This window comes from Corynebacterium diphtheriae (genome assembly GCF_001457455.1).
GTDB lineage: Bacteria > Actinomycetota > Actinomycetes > Mycobacteriales > Mycobacteriaceae > Corynebacterium > Corynebacterium diphtheriae.
This window is the reverse complement of the sequence record NZ_LN831026.1, coordinates 401,126-416,879: the sequence shown is the minus strand read 5'-3', so window position 1 is coordinate 416,879 and position 15,754 is coordinate 401,126. Positions and strand designations below refer to the sequence as shown.

Genomic DNA, 15,754 nt, shown 5'->3' with positions numbered 1-15,754 from the left:
TCATGATGATGATCACCCCTACAGAGCACCGTGATGCATGTATCGAGCTAGCGACTACTGCAGTAACGCGTCGACGTACTCAAAAGTTCCGCGTGCAAGACTGTAATACCGTAGCTACTCTCCCTGTTTTAGCTTCAGACGTTGAAGCTCAACTCCCGATTCCACCGATGAATAACTCGGCAATGGATGGTTTTCTAGTTCACACCCAGGATCTTCGTGGCTCTGGTCCTTGGACATTGCCTGTGGCAGGTGATGTTCCTGCTGGTGCACCTCCAGTCGAGGTGCCAGCTGGGCATGCTGTGAGAATCATGACTGGTTCAGCCATCATCGGTTCCGGTTTGACCGTCGTACCGGTGGAAAAGACTGATATACCTGCCGGCCCTATAGAATGCCCGCAGTACGTCACGATTGACAGCTCGGTGCCTTCCGAAGAGGAAAATATTCGTTACCGTGGAGAAAACGTTGGGGTCGGTGATCGCATTGCTTCCGCGCATTCGCTTATCGACGCAGGCACGCTGGCAGCCTTGATATCGGGAGGTGTCCACGAAGTAGAGGTTTTCCCAACGGTACGGGTGACCGTCATTGCTACGGGTAACGAATTAACTGATCCCACCTGCTCTGATACGTTAGATGAGTCTCAGATTCCGGATTCCAACTCATCAATGTTGGCTCACATGGTTAACGACACTCGCCTTGCCACAGCGCGCGTGTTAAGGGTCTCTGATGATCCGGACGCGTTCTCCCTCGCGGTAGCAGAGGCTGCTGCTACTTCAGATCTCATCATTACCAGTGGCGGAATCTCAGCAGGTGCTTTTGACGTCGTTAAAGAATCGCTTTCCAGTGATCGCACTCAAGAAACCTCTTCTATGTGGTTCGGAAAAGTGTTGATGAAACCCGGTAAACCTCAAGGTAGAGGGACTGTGGGCAATGCCATCGTAATTTGCCTACCTGGAAATCCGGTGAGTTCTTTCGTGTCATTCCATTTGTTCGCTCGACCTGTCATTCAGACATTATCTGGGATGCAACCGCAGCCTCTCACGTCGTTTCAGGCTCCAATCACAGGGACACTTCCGCTCGCTCAGGATAGAGACATTTTTGTGCCGGCTATTTTCGATTTACACAAAAGTGCTTCCGTCACTCCAGTTCCCTACGCTTCACATTTCGTTGGTTCGCTCGCAGGTGTTAATGCCTTCATTCATGTCCCTGTAGCTTCTGATCAAGGACCGAAAATTATTCCACTTAATTTCTAGGAGAAAATATGTTTACTCACCTTAATGATGCCGGAACCGCTTATATGGTTGATGTCACTCAGAAACAGCCCACTGTCCGAAGTGCAACAGCTCAAGGTGAGGTCATTTGCTCGCAGGCAATCCTCGAGGCTTTGATTTCTGGAACCGTTCCCAAAGGGGATGTACTAGCGTGCGCACGTATTGCTGGTATTTCTGCAGCAAAGCAAGTTCCTCAGTTACTTCCCTTAGCTCATACCATTGGGGTCCATGGTTGTGAAGTGAACATTGCAATCGAAAACAACCGGGTTGCTTTGGAGGCAACGGTGCGTACGGCAGACCGTACTGGAGTAGAAATGGAAGCGTTAACAGCAGTTACTGTCGCAGCTTTGACCATCATCGACATGGTGAAGGGGGTCGATCGTAGTGCCTATATCGGAAAGTGCGGCATCGTGGCTAAGTCAGGAGGCCGATCAGGTGATTGGTCTCGCGAACTCTGACAAACCTGCGGTTTCCATCATCATTCTTGCCGGCGGACATAGCCGCCGTATGGGAAGTGACAAAGCTCAAGTTAGGGTCAATGACGAACGGCTTATCGACATGTGCATTCGTGAAGTGCAGACAATAGGTTATGAGCCGATCGTTGTTTCTGGTGCTGATCTCACTCTGCCCCACCATATTCGTCAAGTATCCGAGTATCCAGCTTTTGGTGGCCCAGTAGCAGGGATTGCTGCAGGAGTGGACTCCCTATCGTGCGCATCGGGTTATATCGGCATTGTGGCAGTCGATGCCCCCTTGAGTCCGAAAGAGTGCCCGCAGTTAGTTTCAGTACTCAACAATAACCCCGACGTCGATGTGGCTTATGGGCTATACAAGGGGCATATTCAACCGCTTCTCACGATATGGAGGAACGCTGCGCTACGTCGCTGTTTGGCTGCCTTTGATTCACCTAGAGATCAAGCTGCGAAGGCGCTACTACGTACGCCTTCGCTGTGCTCTCTTGGAGTACCGGTGGGTATTGCTACGCGTGACTACGATACTCCCGCCGAGTTACAAGAACTTGGCAGCATTAGTCTTCAGTAGCCCGTAGCCCTTCAAAGATATTGGGGATTACGGGACCAATGACCGACCAAGTATCTTTGATTCCACCTTGAGAACTTGGCGCGTTAATAATCAAAGCAGCTTGTTCGTCTCTACTGGTTACTCCTACGAGTCCACGAGAAAGACCAGCCAGTGGGGTATTCTGACTCCCACGAACCACGATTTGTTGTTCAAGTCCCTCAAATCGAGTCTGAATAAACTCAGCGGAAGCTTCTGGGGTTTGATTCTTAGTTCTTATCCCAGTTCCACCGACAGTGATAATGACGTGGGCGCCGGATTCAATCGCACGGGTGAGTGCGTTCACCACACTGGTATATCCTTCTGGAATCACCTCATCCATCACGACGTCCATTGGGTATGACGCAGCAGGAGAATTTACTAGGGTGTGCAGCAACGCCGATGCTTTATTGGGTCGTTGGGAGGTAAAAATTCGATCCGATACGACAATAAAAGCCGCTGTGATAGCACATGAAGACATAGGTGGTCCTTTCTTCTCAAGGTTCGCGTGATAGATAAATCACATAGGTTTAATGGTGCATAAATTTCGTTTGACCACTCAACATAGTTAAAATCATCCTAAGGTCTACGGCTACTTGACTTTGTTTGTGACCCACGCCAACCCCCTATCTTTTGCACACTATGCACGTTTCTTTGAACACTCGGCAAAAGAATCTCATTCGGAAAGTACACCATGAGTCACAATCCCCTTCATGATCCCGCTACAACGCCTCACAGTCAGCGTTTACCAATGGGATCAAAATCTGTTCTCATTTTCTCAACATTATCTTTTACGATGATGTTCGCTGTATGGCTCATGTTCGGAATCTTGGGCACACCTATCCAAAAGGAATTCAACCTCAGCGATACTCAACTGTCATGGGTACTAGCGGTGGCTATCTTAAATGGTTCCATGTGGCGACTTCCTGCTGGCATCCTCGCCGATAAAATCGGCGGCCGAAAAGTCATGCTGGGAATTACGCTCTTTTCCGCACTCGCCTCTCTTGGTGTAGCTTTTGCCCAGAATTACACCATGATCCTCTGCCTAGCCTTCCTCGTAGGTTTTTGTGGCAACTCCTTTACTGCTGGCGCAGCATGGACCTCAGCATGGTACCCTAAGAACAAACAGGGCCTCGCCTTGGGTGTGTTCGGCGCCGGTAACGTTGGTGCGTCCGTCACAAAGTTTATTGGTCCTGTCATTATCGCTAGCACAGCTGGGGCAACGTATCTTGGCTTCATTCCTGCTGGTTGGCGCCTCATTCCTATCATTTACAGCGTGCTGCTGCTGATCATCGCTGTCTTGATGATGCTCTGCACTCCTCGTACTGATCGCATATCTGCATCTCATCGAACATTGGCGGATATGCTGACACCTTTGAAGCAAATTCGCGTCTGGCGTTTTAGCCTCTATTACGTCGTGATGTTCGGTGCCTATGTGGCTTTATCTGCAACGTTGCCTAAGTACTATATTTCGAACTACGAGGCGACGTTGGCTGTCGCAGGCTTGCTTACCGCAATCTTTATCTTCCCAGCTTCACTTCTTCGCCCAGTCGGCGGCTGGTTTGCTGATAAATATGGTGCACGACGCGCAATGTATAAAACGTTTGCTGTGATGGCAGCGGTTTCTGGGTTGTTGATCCTCCCCCAGAGCTTTATCAACATTTATTTCTTTACCCTGTTGATTTTTGTACTTGGGTGCGCAATGGGCATCGGCAAAGCTGCTGTTTACAAGCATATTCCAGAATATTTCCCTCACGACGTAGGGGCGGTAGGCGGACTAGTAGGAATGCTCGGCGGCTTAGGCGGCTTCTTCCTTCCTCCACTTTTTGCTTATACAAAGGCATGGACTGGGTGGTCCACGAGTCCTTTTATCGTTCTCTTTGTTTTGGTTGTTGGATCTGCATTATGGATGCATTTCTCTATTCTTCGGATACGTCCGGAGGTAGATTCACACACCGACGAGAATTCCAAGAAGGTTTATCAACATTAGGAATTTAATCTCAATGACTGGCCACACACTCACATATGAGTGTGTGGCCAGTCACATATCCAGTATCACAATATACTGGGGTTAAGTAAAGAAAAGTGTGTCCCGATCCCATGATCACCGCAGGAAAACCCCACTCAATACCGAGTTTCATGCCACCACTGCGCTATGCATCCGTGGTGGTGTTTTTCGGTGAAGAAGAACAACACCACTACTAAAGAAACCACTAGGCACACTCTGCACCACCGACTACACAAAACTGCTGGCCACCATCCAACGATGCACCGTTCACCCACAACGTCGCATTAGACACCTAACCACCTCCAGGCCACGAACCAAGGCCGACAAAGCACCTCTTCAACGACTTCCTAAATGAGAAAACCATCTACAAACCGGAACAACATCCCAAGGCAAACTGTGGGAATGGGCGCACTCGCCAAAGTCACAGCTCTCACCCAACCAGACGAGAACAAAGCAGACCAGGAAACAGGCCGACGAGCTTTCTATGACAACGCTATCTCAACCGAGTACAGTCACAGCGTTGGAATCAAAAAAGGCACCGTCGGCTAGCCCCCACCTCCTTATGCCCGCCACGCCGAGCAGACACACTTTTCTTTACTTAACCCGCACACTGTGACAGAAACCATATCCATACACTTGCAACCTGTCACCTGACGCTCCTTTCAGTTACCTGCGGTTATTGATTTTTCCGAAAAAAAATCAGGAAATAATCACCTCAACTGACGTTATAGAGTTTTTATTTTTGATCACATATATGTAACTATCATTTCATGCAGACATATCTGTAGCCGGAGACACTGCACACCTTAATATGTAATCCAAGTCTCGTGTTATCACGACGAGAAAGAAAAAACTTATGGCAACCGCCAATATTTCTGGGCGCGTTCTTACAAACTGGAATCCAGAAGATTCAAACTCTTGGGACTCAAAAATTGCGTGGCGCACACTAGCGATCACCACTTATTCTCTATTCATTGGTTTTGCGACGTGGTACTTGGTTTCGGCCATCGCGCCTCAGCTCAATCAAATTGGCTTTAACTTCTCAAAATCGCAACTCTACTGGCTGTCATCAGCATCTGGCTTATCAGCTGGTTTTTCCCGCCTAGCCTTTATGTTCTTGCCTCCGATCATCGGAACAAGAAAAATGGTGACCTTCTCTTCCTTCATCCTAGCGCTACCTATGCTGGGATGGTTCTTCGCTGTCATTAACCCCAATACTCCATACTGGTGGATGCTGGTTCTCTCGGTCGCTGGCGGTTTAGGCGGCGGTATCTTCTCCGGTTACATGCCATCGACCGGTTACTTCTTCCCCAAAGCTAAGTCAGGAACCGCTCTCGGTTTACAAGCCGGAATCGGTAACTTCGGTGTTTCTTTCATCCAACTTGTCGCACCGCTGCTCATGGGCCTGTCTCTTTGGGGAGTCAGCGTCAATCCACAATTACGTACCGACGGTAGCGAGATATTTGTTCATACACCTGCTATCTTCATGGTTCCTTGGACAATTCTTGCCGGTGTCCTTGCGTGGATTTACTTAAAGGATGTTCCCGTCAAAGCAAATTTCCGCCAGCAAATGGATATTTTTGGCAACTCCAACACATGGGTCATGACGCTGATTTACCTCGCAACATTCGGTGCATTCTCCGGCTTTGCCGCCCAATTCGCGTTGATGGTCAACAATATTTACGGCGTTAACTCTTCTCTCGCAGAAACATTCGCTGTAGAAGACTTGCCTAAGGGCGCCACCTTCGCCTTCCTTGGCCCACTCATTTCTGCAGCGGTCCGCGCTGCTTGGGGTCCGCTATGCGACCGCTTCGGCGGTGCAGTATGGACGCTTATTTCCTGCATTGGTATGGCAGTTTCTACTGCTGTAGCTGCGTTGTTCCTCCACCCCACAGATCCTAGCCAGTTCTGGTATTTCCTCGCAGCTATGCTCACGATGTTCTTCTTTACTGGTTTGGGGAATGCTGGAACCTTTAAACAGATGCCTATGATTTTCCCCCGTCGTCAAGCAGGCGGAGTGATTGGCTGGACCGCCGCTATCGCAGCATTCGGCCCATTCGTCGTAGGTGTTTTGGTTTCCTCATTCGGAGCTCCAGTCTTTTATTGGGGCTGTGTCGTATTCTTCGCACTTTGTGCAGTTCTAACTTGGGTCTTCTACGCACGCCCGAATGCGCCTTTCCCTGGTTAAACATTTTTCATTCTCACCCATAGAAAATAAGGAATACAGATGACTGACCAGAACTCAGTTAATCCCCTCTTTAATCTTGGCAGCTACGTGCGCAGAGGAGAAACCGGCAAGGAAGGACAACAAATCTTCCTTAAGGGTGGTCGCCAAGCAGACGTTTTCTACCGTAACCGCTGGGCTTTCGACAAAATGGTTCGCTCTACCCACGGCGTCAACTGCACCGGTTCTTGCTCGTGGAAAGTCTACGTAAAAGACGGAGTGATCACATGGGAGTCTCAGGCCGTTGATTACCCCACAACAGCTCCAGACATGCCTGATTATGAACCACGCGGTTGTCCCCGTGGAGCTTCATTTTCTTGGTACACTTACTCGCCTACTCGCGTGCGCTACCCTTACGCTCGAGGCGTTTTGGTCGACATGTACCGCGAGGCCAAAGCGCGTCTTGGCGACCCAGTACTGGCGTGGAAAGAGATACAAGAGACTCCCGAAAAACGCGAAGCTTACATATCTCAGCGCGGTAAGGGCGGGCTCATCCGTATTCCTTATGAAGAAGCCATCGAGATGGCTTCCGCAGCCCATGTTTATACCATTCGGCAGTACGGACCTGATCGCATTGCCGGTTTTACGGTTATCCCTGCGATGTCCCAAGTCTCTTATGGCGCCGGCACACGATTCTTGCAGAACATCGGCGGCGTAGCACTATCGTTCTACGACTGGTACGCAGACCTCCCACCAGCATCTCCACAAACCTTCGGCGATCAAACAGATGTCCCTGAATCCGGTGACTGGTTTAACTCAGCCTATTTGATGATGTGGGGATCTAATATCCCTGTGACCCGTACACCAGACGCTCACTTTATGGCTGAGGTGCGTTACAAGGGAACCAAAATCGTTACCGTTTCCCCTGATTTTGCGGATAACACCAAGTTTGCTGATGAATGGCTTCGTATTGAGCCAGGCACCGACGCTGCCCTCGCATTCGCTATGGGCCATGTCATTCTTAAAGAATTCCACGTAGGTAAACAAGAGCCTTACTTTTTGGATTACATGCGTAAGTTCACCGACTCTGGGTTCCTGATCACTCTGGATCGACGAGAAGACGGTACTTATACCCCTGGTAAGTTTCTCACTGCTTCGAATGTCTCTGAGCCGGCACTCAATACTTCTGAGAATGCAACGCACCGTTATCTGATGATGGAACGTGATGGGCGCGTGATCGATCCTGGTGGCACTGTGGCTGACCACTGGGGCGAGGCCGGAGAAGGTAAGTGGAACCTATCTCTCGACGGTGTAGATCCGGTCATGTCGATCGCAGACACCGATCAATTCACAACTGCAGAGGTCCTATTCCCCCGCTTTGATCTTGATGCCTCACCAGAAGACATCAATGGTTCTGGACCAATCGGTGCAGGTGTGGTTCATCGTGGTGTGCCAGTACGTAACGTTGATGGCAAGCTTGTCACCACCGTGTTTGATATCATGCTGGCTCACTACGGTGTCAACCGCGAAGAGCTCCAGCTGCCAGGATCATGGCCAGCATCCTACGAGGATGCTTCAGAGGTGGGTACTCCAGCATGGCAAGAAGCTATCACTGGTGTGCCGATGGCTGCGGCTATTCGTGTAGGCCGTGAGTTTGCGCAAAGCGCTGCAGATTCTCGTGGTCGGTCCCAGATTCTTATGGGCGCCGGTGTGAACCACTACTTCCACGCAGACAATATCTACCGTACTTTCCTAGCACTGACGAGTATGTGCGGTACACAAGGTGTTAACGGTGGCGGCTGGGCTCACTATGTGGGTCAGGAAAAGCTCCGTCCTATGAACGGATGGCAGCAATACGCCATGGCCACAGACTGGGTACGCCCACCTCGCCAGATGATCACTACTGGCTTCTTCTACTTCGGTACTGAACAGTGGCGTTATGACAACTCACATGCGTCTCGATTGGGTTCCCCTCTCGCATCTCGCAATGTGATTGGTGACAAGATGCTCTCGGACACCATGGTGGAATCGATGAAACGTGGTTGGATGCCTTCCTATCCGCAGTTCAACCGCAATCCGCTTTTGCTTGCCGACGAAGCCAAGGCAGCAGGCAAAGAGGTATCCGATTATGTTGCGGACCAGCTCGAATCCGGCGAGATGAAGTTTGCTTACGAAGACCCGTCAGCACCTGAAAACTGGCCTCGTATTCTCCTCAACTGGCGTACCAATTTGATGGGATCCTCTGCTAAAGGCACCGAATTCTTCCTCCGACATCTTTTGGGTGTGGATTCCGATGCTTCCGCAGAAGAACTCAAGGAAGGTTCTCGACCTCAAAGCATTACGTGGCGCGATGCTCCTCACGGCAAACTCGACTTGATGCTCACCACCGATTTCCGCAATACCTCTACCACTTTGGTATCGGACATCATTTTGCCAGCTGCAACATGGTATGAGAAGAATGACATGTCTTCTACCGACATGCACCCTTATCTGCATTCGTTTAATGCTGCAATTAACCCGCCTTGGGAGGCTCGTACAGATTTCGAAGTTTTCCGGGACCTCTCACACCGGTTCTCAGAACTTGCAGCTACCTGGCTTGGCGTTCAGCATGACGTGGTAACCACACCTAGCCACCATGATTCTCCTGACGAGATGACCATGGTCAACGGTATCGTCCCCGATATCGATAAGACCGGCTATGTACCAGGCGTCACCATGCCAAAACTCGCTGTCGTTGAGCGTGATTATTCCAAGATCTACGAAAAATGGATGCACCTTGGACCACTATCCGCATCTGCGGGAACAGCCGTGCACGGAACAAAATTCAACGTGTCCAAGCAGGTTGAAGAAATTGCTGCGATGAACGGTGTCGAGGAAACGTCGATAGGCCCGCGCCCACGACTAGATACTGCTACCAAGGTGATCTCTGCCATCTTGCACATGTCAGGTGTGTCCAATGGCGAGGTAGCTGCCGAAGGATTCAAATTCCTGTCAAAGAGGACTGGTAAGGATCTTTCGGTTCTCGGTGAGCCGAACAGGGATGCACGCATCTCATGGGATGACATTAAAGAACGCCCCGCTGAGGTACTCACCTCACCGGAATGGACTGCTGATAAGCGCAATGGACGACGCTATACAGCGTTTTCGATCAACATCGAGCACGATAAGCCATTCCATACTTTGACAGGTCGCATGCACTATTACATCGATCATGACTGGTTCATGGATTATGGTGAGTCGCTACCGGTATTCCGTCCGCCACTAGACCGCTTACACCTCAACGGTGAAACACGACCAGGTGAGCTCGTCAACGGAGAAAACGGCGATCCTGAAGTAACCGTTCGATACCTCACCACTCACAACAAGTGGTCAATTCACTCTCAGTACTTCGATAACCTTCACGTGTTGTCCGTCTCTCGCGGCGGCCAAGTGATTTGGATGTCGGATAAAGACGCCGAGAAAATCGGGGTTAAAGATAACGAGTGGATCGAAGCCTACAACCGTAACGGCGTGGTCTCTGCGCGTGCGATTGTCTCGCACCGAATCCCAGAAGGCACGGTCTTTATGAATCATGCCCAAGAGCGCACCGCAGGCACCCCTCTTAACGAAAAAACTGGTCGTCGCGGTGGTACGCACAACTCATTGACACGAATCACCATCAAACCTGTGCACATCGCAGGTGGTTACGGCCAGCTGACCTACCACTTCAATTACATCGGACCTACCGGCAACAACCGTGATGAGGTCACTCGTATTCGCCGTCGTTCTCAGGAGGTTCAGTACTAATGAAGGTCATGGCACAGATCGCAATGATCATGAACCTAGACAAATGTATCGGTTGTCACACCTGCTCAGTGACATGCAAACAAGCATGGACCAACCGAGAAGGCACCGAATACATTTGGTTTAACAACGTGGAAACTCGCCCTGGTGTGGGTTACCCCTACGGCTGGGAAAACCAAGATAAGTGGGAAGGCGGTTGGACCCTCGATAAGAAGGGAAAGCTGAAGCCTCGTGCAGGCGGTCGCCTCAAGAAGTTGGGTTTGCTCTTTCACAATCCTAAGCTGCCAACGATTCAGGATTACTACGAGCCGTGGACATACGAGTACGAAAAGCTTCTCTCTACTCCCGCAGGACAAAAGACTCAGCCAACGGCTCGCCCAATCTCACAACTAGATGGCAAGCCTATTGACACCATCTCTTGGTCTTCCAACTGGGACGATAACCTCGGTGGATCGCATGAAACACTTGATGATGACCCAGTCCTCAAGCAGATGAACCTCGAGGTTAAAAAGGAGATCGAAGATGCCTTCATGTTCTATCTCCCCCGCATCTGCGAGCACTGCCTCAACCCCACATGCGTATCGTCGTGCCCCTCAGGTGCAATGTACAAGCGCACTGAAGACGGCATCGTCCTAGTCGACCAGGATCGCTGCCGCGGTTGGCGCATGTGTGTGTCAGGTTGCCCCTACAAGAAGGTCTACTTCAACCACAAAACAGGCAAAGCCGAAAAATGTACCCTGTGCTACCCACGTATTGAGGTCGGTCAGCCTACGGTCTGCTCCGAAACTTGCGTCGGCCGTATGCGTTACTTGGGCGTACTGCTCTACGACGCAGATAAAGTCGCCAGCGCTGCTCAAACCCCAGACGTGAAGAACTTGTACGCAGCACAGAAGGATCTCCTGCTAGACCCTCATGATCCGCAGGTCATTGAAGCTGCCATGAAGGAAAATATTCCACACGCATGGATTGAGGCTGCTCAGAATTCTCCTATCTGGGATCTCATTGCGCGTTATGAGGTTGCGCTGCCGTTGCACCCCGAATACCGGACGCTTCCCATGGTGTGGTACATTCCGCCACTCAGCCCAGTGGTTGATCGAGTAACCGCAACTGGTAATGACGGTGAAGACCACAAGATTTTGTTAACCGCCATCTCGACTATGCGCATTCCGCTAGATTACCTAGCAGGTCTTTTCACAGCGGGCGATACTGTTCCAGTAGAAAAAGTGCTTCGTAAGCTTGCAGCTATGCGTTCTTATATGAGAGACATCTCTTTGGGGCGCGATGCTAACGAAGAGATCCCGGCCGCAGTCGGCCTAACGGGTGCAGAGATCAAAAACCTCTACCATCTGCTGGGTGTAGCTAAATACGACGATCGCTACGTTATTCCAACGGCTTCTCCGGAAACACCACGAGGAATCGCATCACTGCCTGATTTTTCGGGAATCAATCCGGCAAAATCCATTGAGGAATTCCATAATCTTGGCGTTGGGGCACCCTCGGCTTGCCATGAAGAAGCTGCTCATTCGGCTGGTGGAAAGGTTTCACTTCTCTCATGGGATGTTGATAGTCGCCCTTCCGCCATGTTCCCTCCGCGAAAGAGTTAAGGCATGCGTACTCACACCGGTGTCGTGCCTACTCCTACTCATCGGGTAGTTATGTCAGATGAACAGCGACGGACAGTTTTCATGGCTGCTTCCCTGCTGCTGGACTACCCAGATGAGCGATGGGACAGCATTTGCCGTGCGGTCGCAGATGAATGTGCATCGCTGCCTTCATCGATAAAGCCATTATTCGATTCTTTCCTCACCCACGCTGGTGCTCTCAACCAGCGTGGTATGGAGGAGCACTACGTGGAGTGTTTTGATCAACGGCGTCGCTGCTCACTGTATCTTTCTTACTATGCTGTCGGGGACACTCGGCAACGGGGTGCGGCTATCTTGGCTTTCCAAGAAGCACTAGAGACCCTAGGCTTTTTCTTGGATCGTGAGGAACTGCCTGACCATCTCTGTGTTGTTCTCGAGGTTGCAGCCAAAGCTGCAGGCAAAGCTCATCAAGTAGCGACCGATATGCTAGCGGCGCACCGCGATGGGATTGAAGTATTGCGGGTTGCTCTTGAGCATTCGGGTTCAGTGTACGCATCGATTATTCAAGCGGTCTGTGCTGCACTCCCCGAGATTGATGAGCAGACGCGAGCAAACTTCGTCGATCTGATCACCTCGGGCCCACCTACGGAACTAATCGGTATTGAAACACCACTGCCATTCCCGTTAGCTACCAACGTTTAAGGATAAAATCACATGCATAGCTACGACATGTTTTTATGGGTTGCTTTCCCATGGCTTGCCATCGCAGCTTTCGCCGTCGGAATCTCATGGCGGTGGCGAACCGATCAATTTGGGTGGACCACACGATCAACTCAAATTTACGAGTCCACGTTACTTCGACTGTCATCCCCACTATTCCATTACGGAATGATGTTCGTCATTGTGGGACACATTATGGGGCTAGCTTTTCCAAAATCATGGACTCGCGCCATCGGAATTAATGACCATGCCTACCACCTCATTGCCACCATCCCAGGTGCTATTGCAGGAATCGCTGCTGTGTTAGGTCTTCTCGGCTTGATCTACCGCAGGGTGCGTAACCGGACGGTGTATCTTTCCACGACTAAATCAGATAAGGCGATGTATATTCTCCTTACACTAGCAATTTTGTCTGGATTCATCGCAACTGTTTCTACGCAGGTATTCGGTGGCCCTCACGGCTACGATTATCGTGAAACGATCTCTCCATGGTTACGTCAGCTGTTTATTTTCAATCCCCTACCGGATCTGATGGTGGATGTTCCATGGCAGTTTAAAGTACACGTGCTTTCCGGTTTCACACTGCTAGCTGTATGGCCTTTTACTCGTCTAGTTCACGCGTTCTCGGCGCCGGTTGGTTATGTCAACCGTCCGTACGTTGTCTATCGTTCTCGCGATATCACCACGCAACCTTCCAAACAACACGTAGCGTGGTCTCCAGTCCAGCACGATAAGCATCAGCCTACTGATGAAGCAGGTTGGACAGGCGCTTAAAACTAACCTTTGGGCAAAAGGAGTAATGCATACGGGGCTCGTCATGCATTACTCCTTTTTATATGCGTAGAGCACCATAGCGTTAGGTAGTCAGTCGCTACACTCACCACGCACCCTCTTATTCCGTTGGCTGATAATGCATCCACATATCGCCATGAAATGAAAAATAGGACCAGATGAACAAGACAATTACTAATCCACATTCTGCGGTAATCAAAATGCCCGCACCCATACTTGTTCTCGCAGTAATCGGCGTAGCCATCATTATCGTGCCGCTAGTATCCATCTGGTATCGCATTAACATCACAGACATCCCTCGATTACTCCGGTTACCTGATACTCAACAGTTGTTGGCAATCTCATTGAGCTCCGCCATATGGTCGACGATTATTTCTGTTTCCGTGGGCGTGCCCTTGGCATTGGCAATATCCGGTTTTAAACGTGGCGGTACGGTTATTCGTCTTCTAGTTTTCTTGCCTCTAGCCTTACCCCCTGTTGTCGCTGGTTTAGCATTATCAGCAGCTATTGGCAGACGAGGGATTTTTGCACCAGTTTTAGAGATATTCAATATCGAATTTGCGTTTACATTTTCCGGAGTCGTAGCGTCCCACGTTTTTATTTCATTACCTTTTGTGGTGGTCGCTGTAGATTCGGCATTTCGCCAGTTAAATAAGGAAGTTATATATTCAGCTACCAGTATCGGGATGTCCTATTTTGAGATCATACGCAAGATTATCTTCCCAACATTAATCCCTGCTATCAGTACCGGAGCGGGTTTAGCCTACGCACGATCTTTAGGGGAATTCGGTACTACCCTAACTTTCGCAGGGTCGCTTCCTGGGACAACTCGTACGATGCCGATCGGGATCTATTTAGAACGCGAAATAAACCCTGAGGCAGCCTATGCTCTCGCCGCAATTCTCATATTGTGTGCACTGGGTGCACTATTAATATCAGTGTGCTGCACATTTCTTTTTACTACGCGTAAAAAGTCACCTGATCTCGTGGCTATTGATCCCATCGACATTCCACGATTACGAGAACTAAGTCGCCCTTCGACGAGTTTGTCCTCGCCTCTGTTGCTAAAAACCAACCGAACCACGGTTTCTTTCCAACCTCAAGAAACAACGGCGATTATCGGTCCCAACGGATCAGGTAAAACCACTCTTTTAGGTTTGATCTCTGGAAAACTTCAAGGAGCAGAGCTCTCAGAGGGCACCACAGTATTGTCTGATATGTCGCCGCAGAAACGATCTATCGTGATGTTGACGCAGTCGCCGAGTTTGCCTCCACAGTCCACGGTCTTGGGGGCTGTAACTATGGCTACTCGCGATCGTCATCATGCTATGGAGCTGCTTACTGCTGCGGGTCTGCGCCGATTGGGGTCGGTACGTTGTTGCAATCTCTCCGGTGGCCAAGCTGCCCAGGTAGGTCTGGTACGAGCCCTCGCAGCACGCCCACGAGTCTTATTACTTGATGAGCCCTTGGCAGCTATTGATATCGCACAAGCACATATGTGGCGTAGCTTTTTGCAAGCAGCTGCACATGATCGTACGTGTTTAGTAGTATCCCATGATCCATTTGATGTATCAGCGATCGCCAGCACTATCGTTGTTGTGGATCAAGGCATAGCGATCGCGGCTGGTCCGACCGATAAGGTTTTAGCAGAACCTGCTCATGAGTTTGTTGCTGAATTTGCTGGGGTTAATGTGATATCAGGGCAGGTTTTAGCAGTAGACAACACCATTGCGACCTTGGCCATAGGCACGATTACGCTACAAGGGGTTACTTCCGCAAAGATCAACGTTCACGCTGAGGCTAAGGCGCTGTTCTCCCCTGATGCTGTCACTCTTACAACACGGAATCAACCGGATGCTGTCTCTTCTGCGCAGAATCATTTTGTGTCCACAATTTTGGGCATGACCTCGCATGGTGCGGTTACTGTGGTAACCCTCGCCGTGGAGAATGCGGCTAAAATACGGGTTCCGCTGACCACTATTTCTGCGCGGTCTTTAGATTTAGCGGTGAATCAAACTGTATTTTGTAGCATAAAAACCATGGCTATAAAAATTGTAGAATCATGACTTTGTATTCGATATCATCTCGGGTGTTATCCACCAGCAAAAGGTGGGAGAATGTCTACGCGTTGCGTTTTACGGATATTCGTGTCATGATGCGCGGATTGGCCATCTGTGAGAAAGGTGGAACGTTGGAGAACGTACCCTAAGTTAACTCCACCAGCGCACAATTCTCCATATTGTCGCGTTAAATATCCAACTAGATCAGCGAGCGTTTTCATGTCTGGATATTGAGCAATATCAACATTATCAATCTCTTCGCCTCGGGCTGCTCGTGCCACAGCATAATAATGTATTTCCATTACTCCAGTGTGCCTTAA

Annotated in this window: 12 protein-coding genes and 1 pseudogene; 11 read left to right on the top strand and 2 right to left on the bottom strand. The window is 50.0% G+C overall.

The annotated features are described in order from the left end of the window. The first annotated feature begins 5 nt into the window (after window positions 1-5). The 3 genes from AT687_RS02085 to mobA are packed head-to-tail and all read left to right on the top strand — an operon-like array spanning window position 6 to window position 2,309. A complete protein-coding gene (locus AT687_RS02085; protein WP_014318663.1) occupies window positions 6-1,250 on the top strand; it encodes a molybdopterin molybdotransferase MoeA in 1,245 nt (414 codons plus the stop codon). An 8-nt stretch (window positions 1,251-1,258) separates the two neighbouring features. Continuing rightward, the gene (gene moaC, locus AT687_RS02080; RefSeq protein WP_014310008.1) at window positions 1,259-1,726 is read left to right on the top strand and encodes a cyclic pyranopterin monophosphate synthase MoaC; all 468 of its coding nucleotides are present in this window, start codon (window positions 1,259-1,261) and stop codon (window positions 1,724-1,726) included. Further along, entirely contained in the window at window positions 1,704-2,309 is a 606-nt protein-coding gene (mobA, locus tag AT687_RS02075) for a molybdenum cofactor guanylyltransferase (RefSeq protein ID WP_021334864.1), read from the top strand. Before moaC ends, mobA begins: the two co-directional genes overlap by 23 nt. Here mobA and AT687_RS02070 read toward each other — a convergent pair. Beyond that, on the bottom strand, window positions 2,296-2,805 hold the full coding sequence (locus AT687_RS02070; protein WP_014310006.1) for a molybdopterin-binding protein: 510 nt from the start codon (window positions 2,803-2,805) through the stop codon (window positions 2,296-2,298). The genes mobA and AT687_RS02070 overlap by 14 nt on opposite strands. A gap of 213 nt (window positions 2,806-3,018) precedes the next feature. Here AT687_RS02070 and AT687_RS02065 point away from each other — a divergent pair, with 213 nt between their 5' ends. The 8 genes and pseudogenes from AT687_RS02065 (at window position 3,019) to AT687_RS02035 (ending at window position 15,440) form a co-directional block, all read left to right on the top strand. Further along, window positions 3,019-4,314 carry an MFS transporter gene (locus AT687_RS02065; RefSeq protein ID WP_014310005.1) on the top strand — a complete coding sequence of 432 codons (1,296 nt, stop codon included), beginning with the start codon at window positions 3,019-3,021 and terminating at the stop codon, window positions 4,312-4,314. Between the two features lie 417 nt (window positions 4,315-4,731). Continuing rightward, a pseudogene (locus tag AT687_RS12350) lies at window positions 4,732-4,881 on the top strand (IS1249 family transposase); the annotation flags it as partial. Window positions 4,882-5,188: 307 nt separating this feature from the next. After that, window positions 5,189-6,520 carry an MFS transporter gene (locus tag AT687_RS02060; protein ID WP_014318661.1) on the top strand — a complete coding sequence of 444 codons (1,332 nt, stop codon included), beginning with the start codon at window positions 5,189-5,191 and terminating at the stop codon, window positions 6,518-6,520. 39 nt (window positions 6,521-6,559) lie between these two features. Continuing rightward, entirely contained in the window at window positions 6,560-10,282 is a 3,723-nt protein-coding gene (locus tag AT687_RS02055; RefSeq protein WP_014318660.1) for a nitrate reductase subunit alpha, read from the top strand. Next, window positions 10,282-11,883, top strand: a complete 1,602-nt coding sequence (gene narH / locus AT687_RS02050; protein WP_014302923.1) for a nitrate reductase subunit beta — start codon at window positions 10,282-10,284, stop codon at window positions 11,881-11,883. Before AT687_RS02055 ends, narH begins: the two co-directional genes overlap by 1 nt. Before the next feature lie 3 nt (window positions 11,884-11,886). Continuing rightward, the gene (gene narJ, locus AT687_RS02045; protein ID WP_014318659.1) at window positions 11,887-12,564 is read left to right on the top strand and encodes a nitrate reductase molybdenum cofactor assembly chaperone; all 678 of its coding nucleotides are present in this window, start codon (window positions 11,887-11,889) and stop codon (window positions 12,562-12,564) included. Window positions 12,565-12,576: 12 nt separating this feature from the next. Then, window positions 12,577-13,356: a respiratory nitrate reductase subunit gamma gene (gene narI / locus AT687_RS02040; RefSeq protein ID WP_014302921.1), complete on the top strand. Its 780-nt coding sequence runs from the start codon at window positions 12,577-12,579 to the stop codon at window positions 13,354-13,356. 176 nt (window positions 13,357-13,532) lie between these two features. Beyond that, window positions 13,533-15,440, top strand: coding sequence for an ATP-binding cassette domain-containing protein (locus AT687_RS02035; protein ID WP_014318658.1), 1,908 nt, complete (start codon window positions 13,533-13,535; stop codon window positions 15,438-15,440). Window positions 15,441-15,466: 26 nt separating this feature from the next. Here the strand turns inward: AT687_RS02035 and AT687_RS02030 are convergent, their stop codons facing one another. Continuing rightward, on the bottom strand, window positions 15,467-15,736 hold the full coding sequence (locus AT687_RS02030; RefSeq protein WP_014318657.1) for a MoaD/ThiS family protein: 270 nt from the start codon (window positions 15,734-15,736) through the stop codon (window positions 15,467-15,469). Between the last annotated feature and the right edge of the window lie 18 nt (window positions 15,737-15,754).